The following is a 24082-nucleotide window of genomic DNA, read 5'->3' on the forward strand; positions in this document are numbered from 1 at the left end:
GAGGCTGTGTCCTTCCGGGGGGCAACCCCCGGACCCCCGGCCGATCTTCGTGTGAGCCGGAATCACGAGCGCAGCTCCTTGCCGGTCAGTTCGAGGCTGTGTCCTTCCGGGGGGCAACCCCCGGACCCCCGGCCGATCTTCGTGTGAGCCGGAATCACGAGCGCAGCTCCTTGCCGGTCAGTTCGAGAAAGACGTCCTCAAGAGTGTGCCGCTCCACCGAGATCCGGTCCGGCATCACCCCGTGCTGGGCGCACCAGGAGGTCACCGTGGCCAGCAGCTGCGGGTCCACCTTGCCGACGACCCGGTAGCCGCCCGGGGTCAGCTCGGCGGCCGTGCAGTCGGCCGGGAGCGCCTTGAGCAGCGAGCCCACGTCGAGCCCCGGGCGGCCGGTGAAGCGCAGCGTGTTCTCGGCACCGCCCTTGCACAGCTCCTCGGGGGAGCCCTGGGCGATGACCCGGCCGCCGTCGATGATCGCCACGTCGTCGGCGAGCTGCTCGGCCTCGTCCATGTGGTGCGTGGTGAGGATCACCGAGACGCCGTCGGCACGCAGGTCCTTCACCAGGCCCCAGGTGGCCCGGCGGGCCTGCGGGTCGAGGCCCGCGGTCGGCTCGTCCAGGAACACCAGCTCGGGGCGCCCCACCACGGCCATGGCGAGCGCGAGGCGCTGCTGCTGGCCGCCGGACAGCCGGCGGTAGCCGGTGCGCCCGCAGGAGCCGAGCCCGAGGCGCTCGATCAGCGCGTCCACGTCCAGCGGATGCGCGTGCAGGCCGGCGATGTGCCGCAGCATCTCGTCCGCCCGGGCGCCGGAGTACACACCGCCGGACTGGAGCATCACACCGATGCGGGGACGCAGCTCGGCGGACTGTCCCACCGGGTCGAGGCCCAGGACGCGCACCGTGCCGGAATCCGGCTTCCGGTACCCCTCGCAGATCTCGACCGTGGTCGTCTTTCCCGCCCCGTTGGGGCCGAGGACGGCGGTCACGCCCGCCCGGGCCACCAGGTCGAGGCCGTTCACCGCGGTCTTCGTGCCGTACCGCTTCACCAGGGCCTGGACCTGGACCACGGGCTCACTTCGCATGGATCCAGAGTCTAGGGAGGTGCCGCACCGCTCAGACGCGGGGGTGCAGGAACTCCTCCTCACGGGGGCGGTGCACCGCCAGCCACCGCTCGGCGTAGGCCACCGCATCGGCCACCGGGAACAGCCGTACGGCGGCCGCGCCGGCCTTTCCCCGTACGACGGGGCGGTCCCGTTCGAAGTCGTGGCCCAGCTCGTCGAAGCGGTCCGAGGTGATGGACACCTCGGTCACCGTCTCCCAGCCGCCGCCCGGAGCCGGGCGGCCCACCCGCACCAGCGGGGAGGGGATGCGGTACTCGGCCAGGTGGAAGCTGGTGCAGGCCTCGTATCCCGTGCCCAGCAGCAGGACGCGGGCGCCCAGCTTCTCCAGCCGGGCGAGCGGGCTGCGCTCGCCCAGCCGGCAGTCGGGGGCATGGCCCTCGGTGATCTCGGCGGCACGCGGCCCGAGCGCCGCGAACGAGGTCTGCGGGTGGGCGCTGCGCAGGGCGCCCGGCCAGGTGCGCACGGTCTCCGGGACCACGCCGACCCCGCGCGTGGGCGTGATCAGCGGGTCGTACTCGGGCATCGTGGCGCGGATCCTGTCCCACCACTCCTCGGGGACCGGAGGGTTGCTCCACACGGCCGGGTCGGACAGGTCCGCGGACTGGGTCGGGACGACGAGCGTGCCGGAGGCGCCGAGGGCGTCGAGGAGCCCCTGGACGACGGCGACGGCCCCTCCGTTGACCCAGCCGAGGGAACTGAGCGAGCTGTGTACCAAAAGGGTCTCGCCGGTCTCGACACCCAGCAGGCGCAGCTGCGTGGCGAGGGTGTCGCGGGTGACAAGAGGGCCGGTCGGAGGGGGTATGGGCATGTCTCCGGAGTCTTCCCGACGGGCCTGCGCGGCGCCACCGAAATGGCCGTGAGGACCTCACCGGATGATCGATCAGAAGATCATTTCCGCAGGTCAGATTAGGTATGCCTAAGTGATGCAGGGCACCGTCCGTTGATCGGGACGTGGCTTGTCAGTCTCCGAGGAATTACGCAACAATGGCGTTGTGAAAAACGTCGGCGAGGCTCGGGAGACCCCGGTGGGTCCCCCGCACGAGGAGCTGGCGACCGGAGAGCGCTCGACGCGCAACCGAGTCGCGCGGTCCATCCTGGACCACGGCCCGTCGACCGTCGCCGAGCTGGCCGGCCGGCTGGGCCTGACCCAGGCCGCCGTCCGGCGCCACCTGGACGCCCTGGTCGCCGACGACGTCGTGGAGGCGCGCGAGCAGCGCGTGTACGGCGCCCGGACCCGTGGCCGCCCCGCCAAGGTCTTCGCACTGACGGACTGCGGCCGCGACGCCTTCGACCAGTCGTACGACAAGCTCGCCGTGGACGCCCTGCGCTGGATCGCCGAGCAGGAGGGCGGCGCCGACGCGGTCGCCGCCTTCGCCCGCGCCCGCATCGCCGCCCAGGCCGGCGCGTACCGCAAGGCGATCGAGGATGTCGGCCCCGACCAACGCGCCGAAGCGCTCGCCAAGGCCCTGAGCGTCGACGGGTACGCTGCTACGGCGCGTAGCGCACCGGTCGGCGAACAGCTGTGCCAGCACCACTGCCCGGTCGCCCACGTGGCGGAACAGTTCCCGCAGCTGTGCGAGGCGGAGACGGAGATCTTCGCCGAGCTCCTCGGCACCCACGTCCAGCGACTGGCGACCATCGCCCACGGCGACGGCGTCTGCACGACGTTCATCCCCAAGATTTCGAAGACCGATCACCAGAGCCACCAAGCATCTGCAAGCACGGCCGGGAGGAACCCCGCATGACTCTCCCCACGGAGACTGCCCACCCCGAACTCGAGGGCCTGGGCACGTACGAATACGGTTGGGCCGACTCCGACGAGGCCGGCGCCTCCGCGAAGCGTGGTCTGAACGAGGACGTGGTCCGGGACATCTCGGCGAAGAAGTCCGAGCCGGAGTGGATGACCAAGCTCCGCCTCAAGGGCCTGCGCCTCTTCGAGAAGAAGCCCATGCCGAACTGGGGCTCGGACCTGTCGGGCATCGACTTCGACAACATCAAGTACTTCGTGCGTTCCACGGAGAAGCAGGCGGAGTCCTGGGAGGACCTGCCCGAGGACATCAAGAACACCTACGACAAGCTGGGCATCCCGGAGGCCGAGAAGCAGCGCCTCGTCGCCGGTGTCGCCGCCCAGTACGAGTCGGAGGTCGTCTACCACCAGATCCGCGAGGACCTGGAGGAGCAGGGCGTCATCTTCCTCGACACCGACACCGCGCTGAAGGAGCACCCGGAGCTCTTCAAGGAGTACTTCGGCACGGTCATCCCGGTCGGTGACAACAAGTTCGCCTCCCTGAACACCGCCGTGTGGTCGGGCGGCTCCTTCATCTACGTGCCGAAGGGCGTGCACGTCGAGATCCCGCTCCAGGCCTACTTCCGTATCAACACGGAGAACATGGGCCAGTTCGAGCGGACCCTGATCATCGTCGACGAGGGTGCCTACGTGCACTACGTCGAGGGCTGCACGGCCCCGATCTACAAGAGCGACTCGCTGCACAGCGCGGTCGTGGAGATCATCGTCAAGAAGAACGCCCGCTGCCGTTACACGACCATCCAGAACTGGTCGAACAACGTCTACAACCTGGTCACCAAGCGCGCCGTGGCCTACGAGGGCGCGACCATGGAGTGGATCGACGGCAACATCGGCTCCAAGGTGACGATGAAGTACCCGGCCGTCTACCTGATGGGCGAGCACGCCAAGGGCGAGACCCTCTCCATCGCCTTCGCGGGCGAGGGCCAGCACCAGGACGCCGGCTCCAAGATGGTCCACATGGCGCCGAACACCTCGTCCAACATCGTCTCCAAGTCCGTGGCGCGCGGCGGCGGCCGCACCTCGTACCGCGGCCTGGTCGAGATCGGCGAGGGTGCCCACGGCTCGAAGTCGAACGTGCTGTGCGACGCGCTGCTCGTCGACACCATCTCCCGCTCCGACACGTACCCGTACGTCGACGTCCGCGAGGACGACGTGTCCATGGGTCACGAGGCGACCGTCTCCAAGGTCTCCGAGGATCAGCTCTTCTACCTGATGAGCCGTGGTCTGACCGAGTTCGAGGCGATGGCGATGATCGTGCGCGGCTTCGTCGAGCCGATCGCCAAGGAGCTGCCGATGGAGTACGCCCTCGAACTCAACCGGCTGATCGAGCTGCAGATGGAGGGCGCGGTCGGCTGACCCGCCTCCTGAAGCCCGAAGATTTCTTGACGTAGGAAGAGAGCACAACGACAGCCATGGCTGAGGCTCAGAACATCCCGGTCGGTTCGACCACCGCCGGTCAGATCGCGGTCGCCGCCGAGTCGACCGTCGCCACGCGCATGAGCGCGCCCCCGTCCTTCGACGTGGCGGACTTCCCGGTCCCGCACGGGCGCGAGGAGGAGTGGCGGTTCACCCCGCTGGAGCGGCTGCGCGGTCTGCACGACGGCACCGCCGTCGCCAATGGCGCGGGCGTGAAGGTCGCCGTCGAGGCCCCCGAGGGTGTCACCGTCGAGACCGTCGGCCGCGACGACGCGCGGATCGGCAGGGCGGGCACCCCGGTGGACCGCGTCGCCGCCCAGGCGTACTCCGCCTTCCAGCAGGCCGGCGTGGTCACCGTCCCCAAGGAGACGGTGCTCACCGAGCCGATCCGCATCGCGGTGCACGGCGAGGGCGGGGTCGCCTACGGCCACCAGGTGATCGAGCTGGGCGCCTTCGCCGAGGCCGTCGTCGTCATCGACCACACCGGTGACGCGGTGCTCGCCGCCAACGTCGACTACGTCCTGGGCGACGGCGCCAAGCTGACCGTCGTCTCCGTCCAGGACTGGGACGACAAGGCCGTGCACGTCGGCCAGCACAACGCGCTGATCGGCCGGGACGCCACCCTCAAGTCGTTCGTGGTCACCTTCGGCGGCGACCTCGTCCGGCTGCACCCGCGCGTCTCCTACGCCGGCACCGGCGGCGAGGCCGAGCTGTTCGGCCTGTACTTCACCGATGCGGGCCAGCACCAGGAGCACCGCCTCCTGGTCACCCACAACACCCCGCACTGCAAGTCGAACGTCGTCTACAAGGGCGCGCTCCAGGGCGAGGAAGCGCACGCCGTGTGGATCGGTGACGTGCTGATCGAGGCCAGCGCCGAGGGCACGGACACCTACGAGATGAACCGCAACCTGGTGCTGACCGACGGCGCGCGCGTCGACTCGGTGCCGAACCTGGAGATCGAGACCGGCGAGATCGTCGGCGCCGGCCACGCCTCCGCGACCGGCCGCTTCGACGACGAGCAGCTCTTCTACCTGATGGCCCGCGGCATCCCGGAGCACGACGCCCGCCGCCTCGTGGTCCGCGGCTTCTTCGCCGAGCTGGTCCAGCAGATCGGCGTCGCGGACATCGAGGAGCGCCTCATCGCCAAGATCGAACAGGAGCTGGAGGCGTCGGTCGCATGACTGCCCCGTCGACGTTCCTGCGCGCCTGTGGGCTGAGCGAGCTGGAGGAGGACACCCCGAAGCGGGTGGAACTCGACGGCACGCCGGTCTCGGTCGTGAAGACCGAGGGGGAGGTGTTCGCGATCAACGACATCTGCTCGCACGCGAACGTCTCGCTCTCCGAGGGCGAGGTGGAGGACTGCCAGATCGAGTGCTGGCTGCACGGCTCCGCCTTCGACCTGCGCACCGGCAAGCCGTCCGGCCTCCCCGCGACGCGCCCCGTCCCCGTATACCCCGTAAAGATCGAAGGGGACGACGTTCTCGTCTCCCTCACCCAGGAGTCCTGAGGCACCCATGGCAACGCTTGAAATCCGAGACCTGCACGTCACCGTCGAGGCCGACAACGCCACGAAGGAGATCCTCAAGGGCGTCGACCTCACCGTGAAGCAGGGCGAGACGCACGCCATCATGGGCCCCAACGGCTCCGGCAAGTCCACCCTCGCCTACTCGCTCGCGGGTCACCCGAAGTACACGATCACCGGCGGGACCGTCACCCTCGACGGCGAGGACGTCCTGGAGATGTCCGTCGACGAGCGCGCCCGCGCGGGCCTGTTCCTGGCGATGCAGTACCCGGTCGAGGTCCCCGGCGTCTCGGTCTCCAACTTCCTGCGCACCTCCGCCACCGCGATCCGCGGCGAGGCCCCGAAGCTGCGTACCTGGGTGAAGGAGGTCAAGGGGGCCATGGAGCGCCTCAACATGGACCCCTCCTTCGCCGAGCGCAACGTCAACGAGGGCTTCTCCGGCGGTGAGAAGAAGCGCCACGAGATCCTCCAGCTCGAACTGCTCAAGCCGAAGGTCGCGATCCTCGACGAGACGGACTCCGGTCTGGACGTCGACGCCCTGCGCATCGTCTCCGAGGGCGTCAACCGCGTCCGCGAGACCGGCGAGGTCGGCACCCTGCTGATCACCCACTACACGCGCATCCTGCGCTACATCAAGCCCGACTACGTCCACGTCTTCTCCGCGGGCCGCATCGTCGAGTCCGGCGGCGCCGAGCTCGCCGACAAGCTGGAGGACGAGGGCTACGAGGCCTACACGAAGGGTGGCGCATCCGCGTGACACAGCTGCCGGGCCTCCTCGACACCGAGGCGCTCCGCAAGGACTTCCCGATCCTGGACCGCGTGCTCCACGACGGCAAGAAGCTCGTCTACCTGGACAACGCGGCGACCTCGCAGACGCCGCGCCAGGTGCTCGACGTGCTCTCCGAGTACTACGAGCAGCACAACGCCAACGTCCACCGCGGCGTCCACGTCCTCGCCGAGGAGGCCACGGCGCTGTACGAGGGCGCGCGTGACAAGGTGGCGGAGTTCATCAACGCGCCGAGTCGCGACGAGGTGATCTTCACCAAGAACGCCTCCGAGTCGCTCAACCTCGTGGCGAACATGCTGGGCTGGGCCGACGAGCCCTACCGGGTGGACCACGAGACCGAGATCGTCATCACGGAGATGGAGCACCACTCCAACATCGTGCCGTGGCAGCTGCTCTCGCAGCGCACGGGCGCGAAGCTGAAGTGGTTCGGCCTCACCGACGACGGCCGCCTGGACCTGTCCAACATCGACGAGGTCATCACCGAGAAGACGAAGATCGTCTCCTTCGTGCTGGTGTCGAACATCCTGGGCACGGTCAACCCGGTCGAGACGATAGTGCGCCGCGCCCAGGAGGTCGGTGCCCTGGTCTGCATCGACGCCTCCCAGGCCGCGCCCCACATGCCGATGGACGTACAGGCCCTGCAGGCCGACTTCGTGGCCTTCACCGGCCACAAGATGTGCGGCCCGACCGGCATCGGCGTGCTGTGGGGCCGCCAGGAGCTGCTGGAGGACCTGCCTCCGTTCCTCGGCGGCGGCGAGATGATCGAGACCGTGTCGATGCACTCGTCGACGTACGCCCCGGCGCCCCACAAGTTCGAGGCGGGCACGCCCCCGATCGCCCAGGCGGTCGGTCTCGGCGCCGCGATCGACTACCTGAACTCGATCGGCATGGACAAGGTCCTCGCCCATGAGCACGCGCTGACCGAGTACGCGGTCAAGCGTCTGGCCGAGGTCCCGGACCTGAGGATCATCGGCCCGACCACGGCCGAGGACCGGGGCGCGGCGATCTCCTTCACGCTCGGCGACATCCACCCGCACGACGTGGGCCAGGTCCTCGACGAGCAGGGCATCGCGGTGCGCGTCGGCCACCACTGCGCGCGGCCCGTCTGCCTGCGCTACGGAATTCCTGCGACCACGCGAGCGTCGTTCTATCTGTACTCCACACCGGCCGAGATCGACGCTCTGGTCGACGGTCTGGAGCACGTACGGAACTTCTTCGGCTGAGGGGCCTGACAGGTGAAGCTGGACTCGATGTACCAGGAAGTCATCCTGGACCACTACAAGAACCCGCACGGGCGTGGTCTGAGGGATGGCGACGCCGAGGTGCACCACGTGAACCCGACGTGCGGCGACGAGATCACCCTTCGCGTGAAGTACGACGGAACGACGATCGAGGACGTCTCGTACGAGGGCCAGGGCTGCTCCATCAGCCAGGCCTCGGCGTCCGTGCTGAACGAGCTCCTCGTCGGCAGGGAACTGCCCGAGGCGCAGAAGATCCAGGAGACCTTCCTGGAGCTGATGCAGTCCAAGGGCCGGATCGAGCCGGACGACGCGATGGAGGAGGTGCTGGAGGACGCGGTCGCGTTCGCCGGTGTCTCCAAGTACCCCGCCCGGGTCAAGTGCGCCCTCCTGAGCTGGATGGCGTGGAAGGACGCGACGGCCCAGGCGCTGGGTGGCGCCGCCGCCGAAAGGAAGACCGCATGAGCGAGACCGCTGAGATGAAGCCGGCCTCGGAGGAAGAACTCCGCGAGGCGCTGTACGACGTCGTCGACCCCGAGCTGGGTATCGACGTCGTCAACCTCGGCCTGATCTACGGCATCCACATCGACGACGCGAACATCGCGACGATCGACATGACCCTGACGTCGGCGGCCTGCCCGCTGACGGACGTCATCGAGGACCAGGCGAAGTCCGCCACGGACGGCCTCGTGAACGAACTGCGCATCAACTGGGTCTGGATGCCCCCGTGGGGCCCCGACAAGATCACGGACGACGGCCGTGAGCAGCTGAGGGCGCTCGGGTTCAACGTCTGAGACATCAGCGTGCGGGAAGCGGCGGCGCCTACGGGTGCCGCCGCTTCCGTGCGTTCAGGCCACCGCGTCCACCAGCAGGAACGCCGAGTCCGCCCGGTACAGATCGCTGTTTTGGGCCGGGTCCAGTTTCAGCCGGAAGTTCTGGTGGCGCAGGAAGCGGCCGGGGTAGTTGAGCGACTCCAGCATGGTCGCGCCGGTGAAGGAGGACGTGCGCGGGCAGAACGTGGCGTCCTGGCGGAAGAGGGACGAGCCGTCGCTGTGCTCGGCGCGCAGCAGGAAGCCGCGGTGGCGCAGATAGCCGCCGCCGGCCGTGGCGAAGGAGTAGCAGCGGGCGTCGAAGAGGCCTTCGACGAGCCTGAAGGTGGCGGCCCGGCGGTCGGAGGGTGAGGGGACCGGGTCGAGGTTCACCTGGTCGCCGACGATGTGCCAGTAGCGGTCCGGGTAGTTGAGGGAGCGGACGGAGACCGCCTTCGGCGTGGGCCCGGGGGAACTCGCCTGCCGTTCCGGCGGCGCGGCAGGGGCGTGCTTCGGTGTGGCCGTGGGGGCGGACGCCGCCTGCGGGGCCACCGGGGTCGGGGTCATGGCGCCCGTGCTCCTCGGGGGACCGGTTGTCCGCGCGGGGGGAGAGGCGAAGGAGAGCAGGCCGGGGCCGTCGTCCGCCGGGGCCGTGCTCGCCGGCCGGGCGGCTTTCGGCTCGGGGGTCCCGTCGTTCACGGCTAAGCCGGTGATGCAGGCGGTGACGGCGGTCAGGGCCAGTGCACCGGCGAGCAGGAGTCTTCGGGCGCCGGACGCCCGGGCGCTGTCGGGTTCCCAGTCGGCCTCCCAGGGCCGGCGCTGCGGAGGGCGGGGGGTGTTGTCAGGCATGCGTGGGTCTCCACCGCCGCCCGGCGGCAGCCGGGGGCGTGAGGGTGAGGTGAACGAATCGTGTGGCAGATGTGATGCCGAGGGGCCGCACATTAGTGGAGTCCGGGCACGGCCGTAGGGCGTTTCGGCGAGCGATTTCCATGAAAATGAAACTTTCTCGTTGCGTACGCCTGTACATATGATGTGTACGCTAGTACGCATGGGATATCTCTTGCTCGCCGGCGCCATAGCCTGCGAGGTCGCCGCGACGACGGCGATGAAGTACAGCGCGGGCTTCAGCCGGCTGTGGCCCTCGCTCGTGACGGCCCTGGGCTACGTCGTCTCCTTCGCGCTGCTCGCCCAGACGCTGAAGACCGTGCAGATCGGCACCGCGTACGCGATCTGGTCCGGGGTGGGCACCGCGGCCATCGCCGTCCTCGGGCTGCTGCTGTTCGGGGAGGGGCTGAGCGTCACCAAGGTCGCCGGGATCCTGCTGATCGTCGGGGGAGTGGTCGTGCTGAACCTGGGCGGGGCGAGCCACTGATGCCCCGCCGCTACGACCCCGACCGGCGCCGGCGCATCATCGACGCCGCGATCCGTGTGGTCGGCCGGGACGGCATCTCCGGGCTGAGCCACCGCTCCGTCGCCGCCGAGGCGGACGTGCCGCTCGGCTCGACGACGTATCACTTCGCCACCCTGGAAGAGCTGATGGTGGCCGCGCTGCGGCAGGCGAACGAGGGCTTCGGCACGGTGCTGGCCGAGCGGCTGCCCGAGAGCGGGGACGGCCGGGGCGACCTCGCCGCGGACCTCGCCCGAGCGCTCGGCGCGTGGCTGGGCGGTGACCGCACGGGCGTGGAGCTGGAGTACGAGCTGTATCTGGCGGCGCTGCGCCGGCCCGCGCTGCGCCCCGTCGCCGCCGAGTGGACCGAGGGCGCGGCGGCGCTGCTGGAGCGGCGCACGGATCCGGTCACGGCGCGTGCGCTGCTCGCCCTGATGGACGGCATCTGTCTCCAGGTGCTGCTCACGGGCGGTTCGTACGACGAGGCGTACGCGCGCGCCGTGCTGGCTCGGGTGATCCCCTGAACCCGCGCCCGTCACATGAGACGTCCCCGGTGCGGGTTCGCCCCCGCGACCCTCCCCACGTTAGGTTTTCCGCATGACCGACACTGCTTCCCGTACCACCGGCGCCGTCGCCGCCGGTCTTGCCACCCTCGCCTCCGACGGCACCGTTCTCGACACCTGGTTCCCGGCCCCCGACCTGGTCGCGGAGCCCGGCCCCTCCGGCACCGAGCGCCTCACCGCCGAGCGGGCCGTCGAACTGCTCGGCAGCGGTGCGACCGCGGCGATCGGCCCCGACGCCCGCCGGGGTGTCGAGGTGGTCGCGGTCCGTACGGTCATCTCCTCGCTCGACGAGAAGCCGATCGACACGCACGACGCCTACCTGCGCCTGCACCTGCTCTCGCACCGCCTGGTCAAGCCGCACGGCCAGAGCCTGGACGGCATCTTCGGCCTCCTCGCCAACGTCGCCTGGACCTCGCTCGGCCCGGTCGCCGTGGACGAGATCGAGAAGGTCCGGCTGAACGCCCGCGCCGAGGGCCTGCACCTCCAGGTCACCTCGATCGACAAGTTCCCGCGCATGACCGACTACGTCGCCCCGAAGGGCGTGCGGATCGCCGACGCCGACCGGGTCCGCCTGGGCGCGCACCTCGCCGAGGGCACCACGGTCATGCACGAGGGCTTCGTCAACTTCAACGCGGGCACGCTCGGCACCTCCATGGTCGAGGGCCGGATCTCCGCGGGTGTCGTGGTCGGCGACGGCTCGGACATCGGAGGCGGCGCGTCCACCATGGGCACGCTGTCCGGCGGCGGCAACGTGATCATCTCCATCGGCGAGCGCTGCCTGATCGGCGCCGAGGCGGGCGTCGGCATCGCGCTCGGCGACGAGTGCGTGGTGGAGGCCGGCCTGTACGTCACGGCGGGCACCCGGGTGACGATGCCCGACGGCCAGATCGTCAAGGCCCGCGAGCTCAACGGCGCCTCCAACATCCTCTTCCGCCGCAACTCGGTCACCGGTGTCGTCGAGGCCCGCCCGAACAACGCGGTGTGGGGCGGCCTGAACGACATCCTGCACAGCCACAACTGATCAACGGCGGCCGTGACCTGCGGCCGCCTTACCGATCAGCGTCCTGACCTGCTGTCGAGCTGTCGGCAGTTGTCGGCGTTGGTCATCGTCGAGCGCCCTTCCACGGCCCGAGGACGGCCCGGGAGGGCGCTTGTCTGTCGCAGGGGAGCCCGCCACGAGCACCGCTTTAGGAGTGGGATCGAATCCTTGCCGGGTGGTGTTCGCCGCTGCCGCGTGGTGCTGTTTCACCTGATCAGCGCCACGCGGCAGCACGCTCCATCCCGCTCGTGGCGCCTCGTGCCGGACGGTCCGCTCACGCATCGCTCACGCATGTCCACGCATGAAGTCCGTGTTCTGACGGGCAAAGCGAAGGGTTCCGCCTGGGCAGAGGGCTGCGGCATCGTTGCCTCACGCAGCAAGGGGCGAGACGTCGAGACGTCCGATGCGTCACAAGAGGATCAAATGACGAGGGCGGGGGCTGACCTGCGGGTTCGCCGCGAAAGCACTGCGGACCAGGGAAACTACGCTCAATAGTTCTCGCTGGTCCGTGGTGTTTTCCGCTGCGCTATGCCCTGGATGTGTCCGCTCCGGGTACATCCAGGAACGCCGTGTCGTCAGGTGAGGACCTGCTACGGCGCGGCGCTCTTGTTGAAGCCCTTGTCGAGGTAGGGGTACTGGTCCACGACGAAGCCGTCGTGGACCAGGCGGCCGATGCCGCCCTCGTCACGCCAGACCTGCTCGGAGGAGCCGAAGGAAAATCCGCCGAACTCCTGGCGGACCTCGTCGGTGTAGACCCGGTAGCGCTGGCCGGGCTGGATGACCGTCCCTGGGGGGAAGGTGTAGGCGTGCCCGGTGGGCTTGGACTCCACGACCCAGCCGGTCAGGTCCTGGGGCGCGCCGCCCTTGTTGAAGATCTCGATGTATTCGTCGGGCTGGCCCGTGCCGTTGCCCAGATAGCGCAGGTCGGAGATGATCACGTCCGGCTCGTCGACGGTGAACATGCAGACGACCTCGGCGAAGTTGACTCCGCCCTCGGGGCTGCGGAACTGCCGGACGATCTGGCCGCCCCGCTTGAAGCCGCTCAGGACCGCCTTGTACTGCTTCCCGTCGATCGTGACGGGCTGGGGGTGGATGAACTCCTGCAGGTCGACCAGGTCATCGTCCACGGGGCTGCTGCCGGTGGTGTTGGGTGTCTCGTAGTGATGGAAGGTGAAGTTCAGATCGGTCGTGCTGCCGTCCTGGAACATGACGTTGATGGCGAGCGCGACGTTGAACTTGTCCGGGCTGACGTTGGTGGGGAGATTGCGGTGCACGAAGGTACCGACGACGAACTCGGTACCGTCGAGCTCGACGTCCGCAGCCGAACCGCGGAACTGGTACCCACTCTGGGAACCGCTGCTGCCCCACCTGACGTCGGCGGTGCCCAGGCCGTTGATCGGCGAGGCGGCCGGACTGGTGGACGGGAAGATGCCGGAAGTGACGACGGTGGTCATGGTGTCTGACTCCTGCTCTCTCAGTCCTCGTCCTCGATGACCTCGGCCTTGAGCTTGGCCGGGGGCGCGGTGCCGATCTGGGCGACGCCGTCGGTGAAGCGGCCGAGCATGGCGCCGTCGACGGCTTCGAGGCCGCAGGTGTAGGCGATAAGGTCCTTGTCCTCACCGTTCGTGTTCAGGTGCACGTGGTAGGTGAAGGTCAGCGTGCGCCCGTCCTCGCTCACCTTGGACTGGACGGGCGGCAGGTTGCCGCCCGTGGTCTGGTCGATGCGCTTGTACTGGGCACCCACCATGCCGTTCCAGCGGAATCCGGTCGGGGCGGTGAAGACGTGCTCCCGTTCACCGGCGTCGACGGTCTCGCTCCAATTGGGCGTACGGACACAGATGTTGATGGTGGTGCCGAGGCCCCCGGGGGCGTCCTCGACCCCGCCCTCCTGCCAGACCACCAGGTCCAGCTTCTGCGCACGGCCCTGTTCGTAACCCCAGTCGTAGCCGTTCGCGTAGTGGTCCGTCTCCCCGCGTGCGCCGTCGCGCGGCGGGTTGGCGTACGGGCGTCCGGCGAGCGCGTCGGCCCGCCCCTGCTCCTCTCCCCGTTTGTACGCTTCCTTCTTTGCGGACTGCACTTCAGTGGCCATTTCCAAGTCCTCCTGGGGCTGTGGTCGAAGCGTGCGGAGTAAGGGGACGCCCTGGCGCGGACCACCCCGCCCGGCCCGTGGGAGTCGGGCAGGGCCGGACACGGCATGCCGCGCAGTTCACGGAGCACGGGACGCCATGGGAGCGGTCTCCGGAGGCGGAACGCAGGACGCCGTCGGCGGCTTCGGCCGGGGCCTTGCGGCAGACAAACGGAATGCACCTGGCCGTCATCTGCGTCCATGGTTAGCCGGGTCCTGCGGGCGATATGCAGCCGTTCCCCCGTTTGGAATGCGGGATCGATTCTGCGTCACTTGTTCGAGTGGAGTTGAGGTATGAGGGGCGCATGGATGCGCAGCGCAGCAACCACGCCTGCTGAAGGTCGGTGTCCGTGGCCGTCTGCCTCGGCCTGGCCACTCGCCGCCTGCCCCCCGTGGCTCCTCCCTCGTGCGGGTGGAGCCTTCGGTGCGCTGCTCCCGCGGTTTGCGCTCCGGCCGGTATGCAGGGAGGGCAGCGACGGCTCGGAGAGGAGACCGACATGCGGGTGACGAAGCCATGGAAGGTGAGAGGCGCCGCCCAGGCACCACTGCGACGGTGCCGGGTGGTGACGGCGTGACGGCGAAGGCTGAGGCCCGGACGCGCGAGCCGGGATCCCCGCACGGGCACGACCCGCTGATCACCGTGGCGGGAAACGGCACCGCCGGATTCTCCGGGGACGGGCGTCCGGCAGCCGGAGCGCAGTTGGCCTTCCCCGCGGATGTGGCCGTGGGGCGAGGAGACGTATTCATCGCCGACCACGCCAACCACCGGGTCCGCCGGATCGACGGCTCCGGCGTACTGACCACGGTCGCCGGGGACGGACTGCGGGGCTTCGCCGGCGACGGCTCGGACGCGGTGCGGGCCCGCCTGGGCTTCCCGGCCGCCCTCGCTGTCGATGCGGACGGGGGTGTGTTCATCGCCGATGAGATGAACCACCGGGTCCGCCGGATCGACCCCTCGGGCGTCATCGACACCGTTGCGGGAGATGGCTCGCGCGGTGACGACGGCGACGGTGGGCCCGCCGACCGCGCCCGGCTGGACGCTCCCTGCGCTCTGGCCGTGGACGGCTCCGGATCGCTGTACGTGGGCGAAGCGGGCACTCCCAGGGTGCGCAGGGTCGGCGGAGACGGTGTCATCAGCACGGTCGTCGCGGCATGCGGACACTCCGGTGCGGCCGACGCCGGCGAGGCGTTCGCGCCGGCGGGTCTGGCGACCGACGCATCGGGTCGGCTGTATATCGCTGACCCGGTGGGCCGCCGGGTGCTGTCGCTGGGCACGGACGGGACCCTTCACGTGCTGGCGGAGCCGCCGGGCGGGAACGCCGACGCCACGGTCGTCGACTGGAGCGCCCCGTGCGCCGTGGCGGTCGACGCCCAGGAGGCCGTCTATGTCGCCGACATGAACGGACACCGCGTGTGGCGGCTGGCCGACGGAGTGGCCCGTGTCGTCGCGGGGCCGGATCCATCGGTCGGTGCGGCGGCGGCCGCGACAGATGAGCCGGCGGAGAACACCGCCGGCGGTTCGCTTGCCTATCCGTGCGGTCTGGCCGTGGACCCGGCCGGGCGGCTGCTCGTGGCGGACAACTTCCACCACCGGATCGTGGCCCTGCCCCTCACCGCCGTTGCCTCCCAGACCGCCGAGCCGGAACAGGACGAGACTCCGGAACAGGACGAGACTCCGGAACCGGACGGCGAAGCCGGAGACGTCCATGACGCAGACCGGGCTGCCGCCACGGCGACGGCCGCGCGGCTGCTGGTACGCCAGGAAGTCGGGCTGGAGATCCCGCGAGGTGGCAGCGAGTTGATCCATGTACGGGTCTCGTCCACGGACGCCTGGGCACCCGGGCGCGTGGAGCACCGTTTCACCGCTCCGACGGGACTCTCGTTCGACGGCCGGGCGACGTGCGCGTACTACCGCGTCGACGGCTCCGTGGGCGCAGCTCCGGAGCCGACGGCAGCGGTGCACGAGGGCGGCAAGTCGCTGTCCGTGACGGACGAACCCCGTCTGAACACACCCGGCAATCCGGCAGCGGCCCTGGTGTACACCCTCGGCGTCCGGGCCGGGTCGGACGCCGAGCCGGGCCGGTACACCGACGGGCGAGCGGTGATCGCGGGCCAGCCGGAAGTACGCCTGAAAGCGAGCATTCTCGGGGACGACGACTAGCGAGAAAGGCGGCGCACGCACTGGAGCCGTCCGTGGCGGAGTGTTCGCCAGGGCGGCTCTTTGTGATTTCAAACCCCGAATATGGAGGTGAACGTTTCTTCGGCATCAGGCCACCCGTTCGAGTGTCACTGACTGTGACTGTTTGGAAACGATGCGTTAGTGTTCAAACGTGTCCACGGCGACCCTCGCGAAACTGGGGCCCCCAGGCCCCTTCCCGCACACTCCTCTCACTCACCCACTCGACCGCAAGTGGCTGCACTACGCGTTCCTGTCACGGTGCGGACGGCAAGCTCTGATCGCCAACCTGTCCGTACTGGGGTCCTCCACCCGTGCGGTCGTCGCGGATCCGGGCGCTCCGGCCACGGGGCGGCGCAGCGGTACCGGCACGGCGGCCGAGGGTCAGCACATGGCGATCCTTCTCGTCTACGAGAAGGGGCACGGCTGGAGTTCGACGCAGTTCAACGCCGATCAGCCCGAACTTCCCTGGTCCGCTTTCCGGTTACCGCATCCGCACGGTGAGCCGGGCACGTTTCGGGTGGCGGCGCGGTCCAGGGGGGCGGCCGCCGACGTGCTACTGACCCGGACCAGCAGGCCGTGCACCTCGCAGTGCGCGCCCTTCGGCGAGGACGAGCACCTGCGATGGCAGTCGGAGCCCGGCGTCCTCGGCTCGGGCACCCTGCGGCACGGTGACGGGACGCAGACGGCGACGGACCTGCTGGGCTATCACGAACGGGTTCGCGGCCGCTGGTCCTGGCCGACGCTGGGTGGCTGGGTGTTCGGGTTCGTCAACGATCCTTCCGGCCCGGCCGGTGCCGCTCCGCCCTCCGCGGTGGTGTTCACCCTGATCCAGCCCGCGCGTCCGGCGGACGCGGCCAACGGGTCGGTGATGTTGTGGCGCGACGGGCGCATGATTCGTCACTTTCCGCGCCGCAACCTGCGGGTCGCGGTCAGCGGCAGCCTGGACCGCGACCGGGTGGTGACGGTGCCGCCGCTCGCGGACGTGCTCGCCACGCCGCCGATGGCCGAGGTGCCCGGCCGGCTGCTGATCACCGCCCGGCTCGGGGACGACCGTCTCGTCCTCGACTTCCGCTCGCACACGGCGGGCCGGATCGCCAACCCGTCCGAGACGAGCCTGCACCCGTTCAGCGTGCACGAGACGCTGGGCCCGTGCACGGTCGAGGGCAGGGTCGGCGGACGCGCCATCGGCTTTCGCACCGAGGGCATCGTGGAGTTCGCCGGTGGTGCCCATGACTGAGACCATGCCCGCGTTCACGGGGGCCCGACTGCTCGACGAGACCGTCGCCGCCCTGTCCGACCGGGCGCCGGCCATCCTCGCCGCCGCCGCCGACCAACTGCGCGGCATCCGGCTCGGGCTGCACTTCAACGACGACAGCCACGCCACGCTCACCACGCGGCACAGCCGCATCGTCGTACGCCAGGACCGCTGCCCGGACCCGGACGTCGAGGTCGTCTTCGACAACCGGGCCATGAACCTGCTGTTCGACCTCCAACGTCCGCCCGTCGAGCAGGTCCTGCCCGACAGTCTTGACGTCCGCGGCTCCAGGGACGACACCCTCGCCGTGTGGCGTGCCTTCACGCTGCTGTCCCAGCGCGCGGCCGGCCTGCGCAGCATGCAGGAACTCTGGGGCGCCTACCGCGAACAGGCCCCCCAGCTGTGGGGCAGTGTGGCAACTGCCGCCCGGGAGCCGGCCGCCGAGCCGGTCGACTGGACGGCACTGGACTTCCTCGCCCGGCGCTCGCCGGAGGACGCGCCCGCCCCACCCCCGCTGATCGGCGAGACGACCATCACGGCCCCGCGTCTGCTGTGGGACGGCCGGACCAGCACGAGCTGGTCGCTGGAGGACACCGTCCGCGACGCGGACCTGATGGAGACCATGCGCCGGTGCCGGGCCCGCACCAACGAGGAGATCGAACGGCTCCTGCCGGACCGCGAACCCCGCGCCGCGCTGTACGACCTCATGCGCTCCTACCCCGCCCGGCAGGGCAAGGGCCTGCGCCCCACCCTGACCATCGCGGCCTGCGCCGCATTCGGCGGACGCCCCGAAGACGCCGTACGCGCCGCCGCAGCACTGGAGCTGTTCCACAACGGCTTCCTCGTCCACGACGACATCGCCGACGAATCCACCCATCGGCGCGGCCTGCCCACCATGCACGAGGAACACGGCCTGGGCCTCGCCGTCAACGTCGGCGACGGGCTGAACCTCCTTGCCGTCGACGCCGTCCTGTCCAACCTCGAAACGCTGGGCCTTGTGCGCACCCTCGGCCTCATCCACGAGGCCATGCACATGTGCCGGGAGTCCATCGAGGGCCAGGCCATGGAACTGGGCTGGATCCGCCACGACATCGTTCCCGACGCCGACGACGCCTACTTCACGATGAGCACCAAGAAGACCGGCTGGTACACCTGCATCAGCCCCTGCCGCATCGGCGCCGTCTGCGCCGGCGTCACCGACCCCGCGGTCCTGGGCCGGTTCGACGAGGCGTTCCGCCTGATCGGCATCGCCTTCCAGATCCAGGACGACATCCTGAACCTGATCGGCGAGGAAGCCCTCTACGGCAAGGAGCCTCTCGGGGACCTGCTCGAAGGCAAGCGCACCGTGATGCTGATCCACCTCTTCCGGACCGCCCACGCCCACGAGCGGCCACGCCTCTTCGATGTCCTGCGGCAGCGCCGCACCGACAAGACCCAGCAGCACGCCGAGGAACTCCTGGCCGCCATGCGGCGGCACGGCTCCATCGAATACGCCACCGACCTCGCCGACCGGCTCGCGGCCGAAGGCATCGCCCGCTTCGAAGAAGACCTGCGGATCATCCCCGAGAACGAAGGCAAAGCCGTGCTACGGCAGATCGCCCACTACGTCACCTCAAGGCCACTGTGACCACTACGACCACACCCCCGTCGGCCGACCACACCACCGGCCCGCTGACCCCGACCGACCACCGGACGTTCGCTTTCCTCGGGCAGGTCAACAGCTGTCTGCGTCAGTGCCTGTGCACCCTGGCCCGGCAGGGCGTGGCCCTGCGCCGACGCGAGCCCGCACGAGCCCGCTCCCTGCTCGACGCGGTCCGTCCCTGGCCCCTCTACAAGGGCGGCCAGTTCCTCTTCGACCTCATGGAATGGGAGGACCTCATGGTCGACGGCGAACCACCGTCCCTGATGCCCGCCGAGCGGATCATCTCCGCCTGCACGCTGCCCGTGCAGTGGCTCGCCGCCACCGCCGCGGAGGCCCCCACGGCGGCGAAGCTGATTCCCGGCCAGCGCACCGCCGCCGCTCTCGACCTCCCGCTCCGCCTGCTGGCCACCACCGCCCGTGCCGCCTTTCAGGGCGCCGCGCAGGACCTCACCGACCTGCTCGGCCCGCCCATGGCCCAGGGCGAGGCCGACAACGACCCAGGACATGACGCCGCTCCAGGGGCCCAGGCGGAGGGCACAGAGGCCGAACTGCCGCCCCTGGAAGCGGGGTTCTACCTCTACGAGGACATCGTTCTCGGCGCCCTCGTCGTCCTCGGGCCGCTCTTGGCCGATCACGCACCCGCCGACACTCCGCCCGCCCCCGGCAGCGACTGAACACCCGCGTGCGTCGGTCACCACTCCACCAGGCCCGCGCGAGCAACCACGCCCGATACCAGACCCCACCGGAGCTCAAGGCGCCCGATACCGAAGCCCACCGGCAGCCGAGCCCTCCACAAGCCCGCCACCGGCGGATCCGCACGCGCGGACAACACCCATCCACAGAAGGGAAGCCATGGCCACGCAGACACAGGCCCCCGTCAAGCAGGGGGACGAGAAGAAGCTGTACATCCTCCAGCAGGGCATCGTCGAGGACGAACCTGGAGGCGTACCGGCCCATCTCAGCTTTGGCGCCCTCAGCACCGTCCCCGGCCCGGTGAACCCCGGCGACATCACCTTCACCCTCAAGGCGCCCACGGGCTTCTACTTCACCGGCTGGCTCTCCTGGGCCTACCACGACGTCAACACCCTCCAGGCGAAGGGCAACCTCAAGACCACTCAGGGCACCGTGGGTGACGGAGGTCGCAGGCTGACCTTCACCCACAACCCGTACCTGTCCAGCAACCAGGAGTGCCTCGGCTACGCGGCGCAGGTCTCCGCCCTCGACGGTGCGACGCCGGGCCGCTACACCGACGGAGAGCTCCGCGTGGGCACCGCCGACCCCGTCAGGCTCAAGGGCCGCGTCCTCGGCCCCGACGAGGACTGATCCCCCACCGACGCCAGTCCCAACGGTGGCTCCGGCACTGAGCCCGGAGCCACCGGCAACGGGGCGGCATGTGGGTCAATTTTCACCCCATTCGTTACGCAATGTGATGTTTTGCGAATATTCAATGCGGATAGTCGATCGTCTGTCTGGGTTCCGCACGCATATTCGCGCAGACGAGGCAACTGCCGACCCTTCCCCGCGTAAGGAGTACACGCATGACGGCCACCGCCGGCTCCGCCACCTCCGAGATGGACGACTACGAACCCGGCACGATCTGGACCATCGCGGGAATGAGCAGCGATGGCTTCGAAGGCGACGGCTCAGCGGCAACCGAGGCCAAGCTGTGCAGGCCGACCGGGGTAGTGGTCGCGCCTTCCGGTCACATCTACTTCTCCGACCGGAACAACCACCGAGTGCGGAAGATCGACCCCACGGGACGCATCACGACGATCGCCGGGGGCGGCAGCGGCAACAAGACCAACGGGCAGGCGACGGCCGTCGAACTCACCTGGCCGGGCGGACTGGCGCTGGATTCGCAGGGCAACCTCTATATCGCCGACCACGGCAATCAGCGGGTGTACAAGGTGGTCGCGACCAACGGCGTCGTCGGCAAGGGCGCGAGGCTGTCCACCTTCGCCGGTGGTGCCGATGACCCCAGGTCCCGTCAGGCGACCAACCTCAACCTGTCGTTGGGCGACTGGACCGGTCTCGCAGTGGACGCCCGCGACAACGTGTACATCTCCGACTACCACCACCGCCGGGTGCTGATGGTCACCCAGGACCGTGTCGTGAGCACGGTCGTCGGGAAGCTGGATGACGGGGGCAACGAAGGCGACGGCGGGCAGGTGGGCAGCGCCAAGCTCAACCACCCCACCGGGCTGGCCTTCGACAGCCAGGGCCTGCTCTACATCGCCGACCAGGACAACCACCGCGTACGCCGGGTCGACCTCAAGAAACGCACCATCGAGAACGTGATCGGTATGGCGAGGGTCGACTGGGGGCACACCGGCGACCAAGGTCACCCCGAGTCGGCCAAGCTCCACGGCCCGATCGGGCTGGCCATCGACAGCGAGGACACCGTCTTCGTCACCTGCCGGGAAAGCCACACGGTCCGCAAGGTCGTACTCGACTCCAGGATCGAGACCATCGCCGGAGTGAAGTACAAGTGGGACTACAACGGCGACGGCTTCGAGGCGCAGAACGCGCAACTGAACCAGCCCCTGGGGATCGCGCTCGACGCCAAGGGCAACCTGTACATCGCGGACTGCGAACACAACCGGCTCCGCGAGGTCATCAAGGTCGCCGCCGGCAAGTCCGGCACGCACCACGGAAACGGCGCGGACGACAACACCAAGGTCGTCGACGGCGAGGACACGGGCGGCCGGAAAGCAGGGGACGAAACGCGGCTGCACGTCGAGCAGATCACCATCCCGCAGACCGTGCCCGGCGGTGGCAAACCGCAGGTCATCAACGTGCAGGTATGGTCCGACAACGACGCTCCCGTCAACCCGGGCAACATCCTGCACACCTTCACCGCGCCGGACGGATACACCTTCACCGGGCATGTGGACTACCGCTACTTCCTCGACAGCACCAACCCGGGCAAAGGCGGGTCGTGCGACGCCAACGTCCGCCCGGGCGGCAAGGTGCTGGAGTTCACCCGCAACCCGCACATCAACGCCGACACGACGGACCGCAGGCGGCTGGTGTACACGCTCATCGTCACTCCTGACGCGGACGCACGACCGGGCCGCTACACGAACGGCAGCGTGGCCATCGGCAAGCTCAAGCCCGTACACCTGACCGGGCAGATCAACCCTCCCGGAACGGAAGGCTGAAGGCCCGGACAGCCGCACAACAGGCTGCGAGCGGTCGGCCCTCATCACCGGACCAGACGGCGGATGCGCCGGCTTCAGCCGTCCCGGACCAGCGTGCCCCGTGCCTCCAGGTTGCGCAGGGGATGGACCCGCCACGAGCTCCGATGCCTGGCCGAGTGCTGCGCCGGTGATCTGCAGCAGCGGACGAGGCCAGTCATTCCGTTCTCGCCTCATACTCGTAAGCCCAAGCTCGCCCGGTCTGCCGGTATTCCTCCACGGGATCGGGTCGACGCCGGTTCGCATTCCGGCGGAGTACAGCCGGCCGTCGAGGTGGTCGATTTCGTGGTGGATGAGGCGGGCGAGGCCGCGTTCGTACTCGGTGGTCGTGGTCCCGCCCGCCAGGGTGGTGGCCTACACCGTGATCTTCAGCCGGGCGGGGGACGAGGCCGCGGACGTCGAAGAAGCTGAGGCAGCCCTCGTACTGCTCGTCGGTCTCCTCGGAGCGGTCGGTGATTCGGGGGTTGAGGAGGATGACGGCGGGGGCGTCGTCGGCTGGCATGACGACGCCGGCGGCGCGGGCGATGCCGATCTACACTCGCCCACGCGGCCGGGGCCGACCTGAAGGACATCCAGGAGATGCTCGGCCACTCCTCGATCACCATCACGGCGGTCACGTACACGACCCTGCTGCCCGAGGCGGACCTGGCGATCGCCGAGGCCGCAGCCCGGCTCGTGCCGCGGGCCCGCAAGGCGGAAGAGGCCGTGCCGGGTGATGCTGATCCGTCGGTCGGCATTCGGGAGATCAACTCTCCGTCCGCTCACGCACCGCTCACGCAAATGGCCCCGGACGAGACGTCCGAGGCCGAACAGGCCCCCTCCCTGGGAGATAAACCCCAGGTCAGAGCGGTGATGCGTTGTGCCCCGGCAAGATTCGAACCTGCGACACCCGCTTTAGGAGCCCGGTCCACGCCCGCCCCGGTGCCGTCGTCGGCTGGTCCGGCGGTCGCCCGGGGGCGTTGCCGTATGCCGCCGTCCGGCCCTGCTGATGTCAGCATGGGATGTCAGCGAAACAGCTCCGGAACTGGGCAGACCTCCAACGGTTCCTCCGGCCGGTCCGCCCACCGCCACCACGTATGCCGGTCGGCGCACCGCCACAACGACCGGCAGGTCCGCCGGTCATCGTCATCCCGCCCGGCGAGCACCAGACCACCCGACCTCAGGGGCTGCCTGCACTCGGGACAGGACGGAGCGTCGTCGGTCATACGGCGAACCCTGGATGGGGTTACCGGCTGATCGGGATCTCATAGACGATCTCGCAGTGAGCCGCAGGCACCACGATGTCGGCCGTCTCCACGGGCCGTCCCTGGTCGCTGTAGTACGTCCGCCGGATGTGCGTGACGAGTGCGGCCTTCTGGATGCCGAGTAGCGACGCCTCCTCGGCGGTCGCCGTCCGCGGCTCAGGCTGCTCCACCGCGTGGCTGACCGTGACACCGATCGCGGCCATCCGGTTCACCACTCCGGCGCCCGCGTGGGGCCCGCCCTCCGGCAGCACGACGAGAGTGCCGGCGGTGAGGTCGTACGGCTCCCAGCTCGTGGACAGCTGTACGGGCCTGCCGTCGGCAAGGAACTCGTACGTCGTCCGGACGCACAGGTCGCCCTCGGTGATGCCAAGACGTGCAGCGATGTCCGCCGGCGCCGGGACCTTGGCGTCGGTCCGGCTTTCCCAATCGCCTTGCCTGCCGACGGCCTTCATGTCCGCGCGGAACGGCGATCCGCTGGGTTGCTCCCGGGCCGATGACCGGACGACGCGGACTCGTTGCCGGGGCTCGGCGACGTACGTGCCCGAACCTGCCCGCCCCTCCAGCACACCCTGGGAGATCAGCAGTTCCTGCGCCCGCCGGACCACGTTCTCGCCCACGCCGCATTCCTGGCCGATCTGGGTGCGGGAGGGCAGGCGGTCCCCCGGCTCCCACACGTGCTCCGCGATCCGCCGCCGGAGTTCGTCGGCGATGCGGAGATAGGGCGGCTGTTCAGGCATATGGAAAATCTAGTCCAC

The 24082-nt window shown here is 69.5% G+C and carries 24 protein-coding genes; 17 read left to right on the forward strand and 7 right to left on the reverse strand.

Going from position 1 to position 24082, the window contains the following annotated elements:
* Window positions 1-154: 154 nt before the first annotated feature.
* Both ACFZCP_RS12645 and ACFZCP_RS12650 read right to left on the reverse strand, forming a co-directional pair.
* Window positions 155-1078 (reverse strand): ATP-binding cassette domain-containing protein, encoded by a 924-nt coding sequence (locus ACFZCP_RS12645; RefSeq protein ID WP_391426615.1) that lies wholly within the window; start codon window positions 1076-1078, stop codon window positions 155-157.
* A gap of 31 nt (window positions 1079-1109) precedes the next feature.
* A complete protein-coding gene (locus ACFZCP_RS12650; protein ID WP_391426616.1) occupies window positions 1110-1925 on the reverse strand; it encodes an AAC(3) family N-acetyltransferase in 816 nt (271 codons plus the stop codon).
* A 184-nt stretch (window positions 1926-2109) separates the two neighbouring features.
* Between ACFZCP_RS12650 and ACFZCP_RS12655 the strand changes: the two genes are divergently transcribed.
* The 8 genes from ACFZCP_RS12655 to ACFZCP_RS12690 are packed head-to-tail and all read left to right on the forward strand — an operon-like array spanning window position 2110 to window position 8681.
* The gene (locus ACFZCP_RS12655; RefSeq protein WP_391426618.1) at window positions 2110-2862 is read left to right on the forward strand and encodes an ArsR family transcriptional regulator; all 753 of its coding nucleotides are present in this window, start codon (window positions 2110-2112) and stop codon (window positions 2860-2862) included.
* Window positions 2859-4280, forward strand: a complete 1422-nt coding sequence (gene sufB / locus ACFZCP_RS12660) for a Fe-S cluster assembly protein SufB (RefSeq protein WP_391426620.1) — start codon at window positions 2859-2861, stop codon at window positions 4278-4280. The genes ACFZCP_RS12655 and sufB overlap by 4 nt, the downstream gene beginning before the upstream one ends.
* 56 nt (window positions 4281-4336) lie before the next feature.
* Window positions 4337-5521: a Fe-S cluster assembly protein SufD gene (gene sufD, locus ACFZCP_RS12665; protein ID WP_391426621.1), complete on the forward strand. Its 1185-nt coding sequence runs from the start codon at window positions 4337-4339 to the stop codon at window positions 5519-5521.
* On the forward strand, window positions 5518-5847 hold the full coding sequence (locus ACFZCP_RS12670; RefSeq protein WP_362680435.1) for a bifunctional 3-phenylpropionate/cinnamic acid dioxygenase ferredoxin subunit: 330 nt from the start codon (window positions 5518-5520) through the stop codon (window positions 5845-5847). The genes sufD and ACFZCP_RS12670 overlap by 4 nt, the downstream gene beginning before the upstream one ends.
* A gap of 7 nt (window positions 5848-5854) precedes the next feature.
* Window positions 5855-6619 carry a Fe-S cluster assembly ATPase SufC gene (gene sufC / locus ACFZCP_RS12675; protein ID WP_391426623.1) on the forward strand — a complete coding sequence of 255 codons (765 nt, stop codon included), beginning with the start codon at window positions 5855-5857 and terminating at the stop codon, window positions 6617-6619.
* Window positions 6616-7872 carry a cysteine desulfurase gene (locus ACFZCP_RS12680; protein ID WP_362680441.1) on the forward strand — a complete coding sequence of 419 codons (1257 nt, stop codon included), beginning with the start codon at window positions 6616-6618 and terminating at the stop codon, window positions 7870-7872. Before sufC ends, ACFZCP_RS12680 begins: the two co-directional genes overlap by 4 nt.
* Window positions 7873-7884: 12 nt before the next feature.
* A complete protein-coding gene (gene sufU, locus ACFZCP_RS12685) occupies window positions 7885-8352 on the forward strand; it encodes a Fe-S cluster assembly sulfur transfer protein SufU (protein WP_362680444.1) in 468 nt (155 codons plus the stop codon).
* On the forward strand, window positions 8349-8681 hold the full coding sequence (locus ACFZCP_RS12690) for a metal-sulfur cluster assembly factor (protein ID WP_031166063.1): 333 nt from the start codon (window positions 8349-8351) through the stop codon (window positions 8679-8681). The genes sufU and ACFZCP_RS12690 overlap by 4 nt, the downstream gene beginning before the upstream one ends.
* A 54-nt stretch (window positions 8682-8735) precedes the next feature.
* On the opposite strand, the gene ACFZCP_RS12695 is transcribed toward ACFZCP_RS12690, so the two are convergent.
* Window positions 8736-9545 (reverse strand): AbfB domain-containing protein, encoded by an 810-nt coding sequence (locus tag ACFZCP_RS12695; protein WP_391426625.1) that lies wholly within the window; start codon window positions 9543-9545, stop codon window positions 8736-8738.
* A 199-nt stretch (window positions 9546-9744) separates the two neighbouring features.
* On the opposite strand from ACFZCP_RS12695, the gene ACFZCP_RS12700 reads away from it, so the two are divergent.
* From ACFZCP_RS12700 to dapD, 3 genes are all read left to right on the forward strand, one after another.
* Window positions 9745-10068 carry an SMR family transporter gene (locus ACFZCP_RS12700; RefSeq protein WP_391426627.1) on the forward strand — a complete coding sequence of 108 codons (324 nt, stop codon included), beginning with the start codon at window positions 9745-9747 and terminating at the stop codon, window positions 10066-10068.
* Window positions 10068-10607 carry a TetR/AcrR family transcriptional regulator gene (locus ACFZCP_RS12705; RefSeq protein ID WP_391426629.1) on the forward strand — a complete coding sequence of 180 codons (540 nt, stop codon included), beginning with the start codon at window positions 10068-10070 and terminating at the stop codon, window positions 10605-10607. Before ACFZCP_RS12700 ends, ACFZCP_RS12705 begins: the two co-directional genes overlap by 1 nt.
* 73 nt (window positions 10608-10680) lie before the next feature.
* Window positions 10681-11667, forward strand: a complete 987-nt coding sequence (gene dapD, locus ACFZCP_RS12710; RefSeq protein WP_391426631.1) for a 2,3,4,5-tetrahydropyridine-2,6-dicarboxylate N-succinyltransferase — start codon at window positions 10681-10683, stop codon at window positions 11665-11667.
* 608 nt (window positions 11668-12275) lie between these two features.
* Here the strand turns inward: dapD and ACFZCP_RS12715 are convergent.
* Both ACFZCP_RS12715 and ACFZCP_RS12720 read right to left on the reverse strand, forming a co-directional pair.
* The gene (locus tag ACFZCP_RS12715) at window positions 12276-13139 is read right to left on the reverse strand and encodes a choice-of-anchor K domain-containing protein (RefSeq protein WP_391426633.1); all 864 of its coding nucleotides are present in this window, start codon (window positions 13137-13139) and stop codon (window positions 12276-12278) included.
* A 20-nt stretch (window positions 13140-13159) separates the two neighbouring features.
* On the reverse strand, window positions 13160-13774 hold the full coding sequence (locus ACFZCP_RS12720; RefSeq protein ID WP_391426635.1) for a hypothetical protein: 615 nt from the start codon (window positions 13772-13774) through the stop codon (window positions 13160-13162).
* A 607-nt stretch (window positions 13775-14381) separates the two neighbouring features.
* On the opposite strand from ACFZCP_RS12720, the gene ACFZCP_RS12725 reads away from it, so the two are divergent.
* From ACFZCP_RS12725 to ACFZCP_RS12750, 6 genes are all read left to right on the forward strand, one after another.
* On the forward strand, window positions 14382-15971 hold the full coding sequence (locus tag ACFZCP_RS12725) for a serine/threonine protein kinase (RefSeq protein ID WP_391426637.1): 1590 nt from the start codon (window positions 14382-14384) through the stop codon (window positions 15969-15971).
* 169 nt (window positions 15972-16140) lie between these two features.
* A complete protein-coding gene (locus ACFZCP_RS12730) occupies window positions 16141-17226 on the forward strand; it encodes a hypothetical protein (RefSeq protein WP_391426639.1) in 1086 nt (361 codons plus the stop codon).
* Complete coding sequence (locus ACFZCP_RS12735; protein WP_391426640.1) at window positions 17219-18871, forward strand: polyprenyl synthetase family protein; 1653 nt, start codon at window positions 17219-17221, stop codon at window positions 18869-18871. Before ACFZCP_RS12730 ends, ACFZCP_RS12735 begins: the two co-directional genes overlap by 8 nt.
* Window positions 18868-19560, forward strand: a complete 693-nt coding sequence (locus tag ACFZCP_RS12740) for a hypothetical protein (RefSeq protein WP_391426642.1) — start codon at window positions 18868-18870, stop codon at window positions 19558-19560. The genes ACFZCP_RS12735 and ACFZCP_RS12740 overlap by 4 nt, the downstream gene beginning before the upstream one ends.
* Before the next feature lie 178 nt (window positions 19561-19738).
* Window positions 19739-20209: a hypothetical protein gene (locus tag ACFZCP_RS12745; RefSeq protein ID WP_391426644.1), complete on the forward strand. Its 471-nt coding sequence runs from the start codon at window positions 19739-19741 to the stop codon at window positions 20207-20209.
* Window positions 20210-20424: 215 nt separating this feature from the next.
* The gene (locus ACFZCP_RS12750) at window positions 20425-22047 is read left to right on the forward strand and encodes a hypothetical protein (protein WP_391426645.1); all 1623 of its coding nucleotides are present in this window, start codon (window positions 20425-20427) and stop codon (window positions 22045-22047) included.
* A gap of 193 nt (window positions 22048-22240) precedes the next feature.
* Here ACFZCP_RS12750 and ACFZCP_RS12755 read toward each other — a convergent pair whose 3' ends face one another.
* Both ACFZCP_RS12755 and ACFZCP_RS12760 read right to left on the reverse strand, forming a co-directional pair.
* Entirely contained in the window at window positions 22241-22585 is a 345-nt protein-coding gene (locus ACFZCP_RS12755; RefSeq protein ID WP_391426647.1) for a peptide deformylase, read from the reverse strand.
* A 723-nt stretch (window positions 22586-23308) separates the two neighbouring features.
* Window positions 23309-24064, reverse strand: coding sequence for a UTRA domain-containing protein (locus tag ACFZCP_RS12760; protein WP_391426649.1), 756 nt, complete (start codon window positions 24062-24064; stop codon window positions 23309-23311).
* Window positions 24065-24082: the final 18 nt, after the last annotated feature.

Origin of the sequence: Streptomyces sp. NPDC007971 (assembly GCF_042958635.1) — a bacterium.
GTDB lineage: Bacteria > Actinomycetota > Actinomycetes > Streptomycetales > Streptomycetaceae > Streptomyces.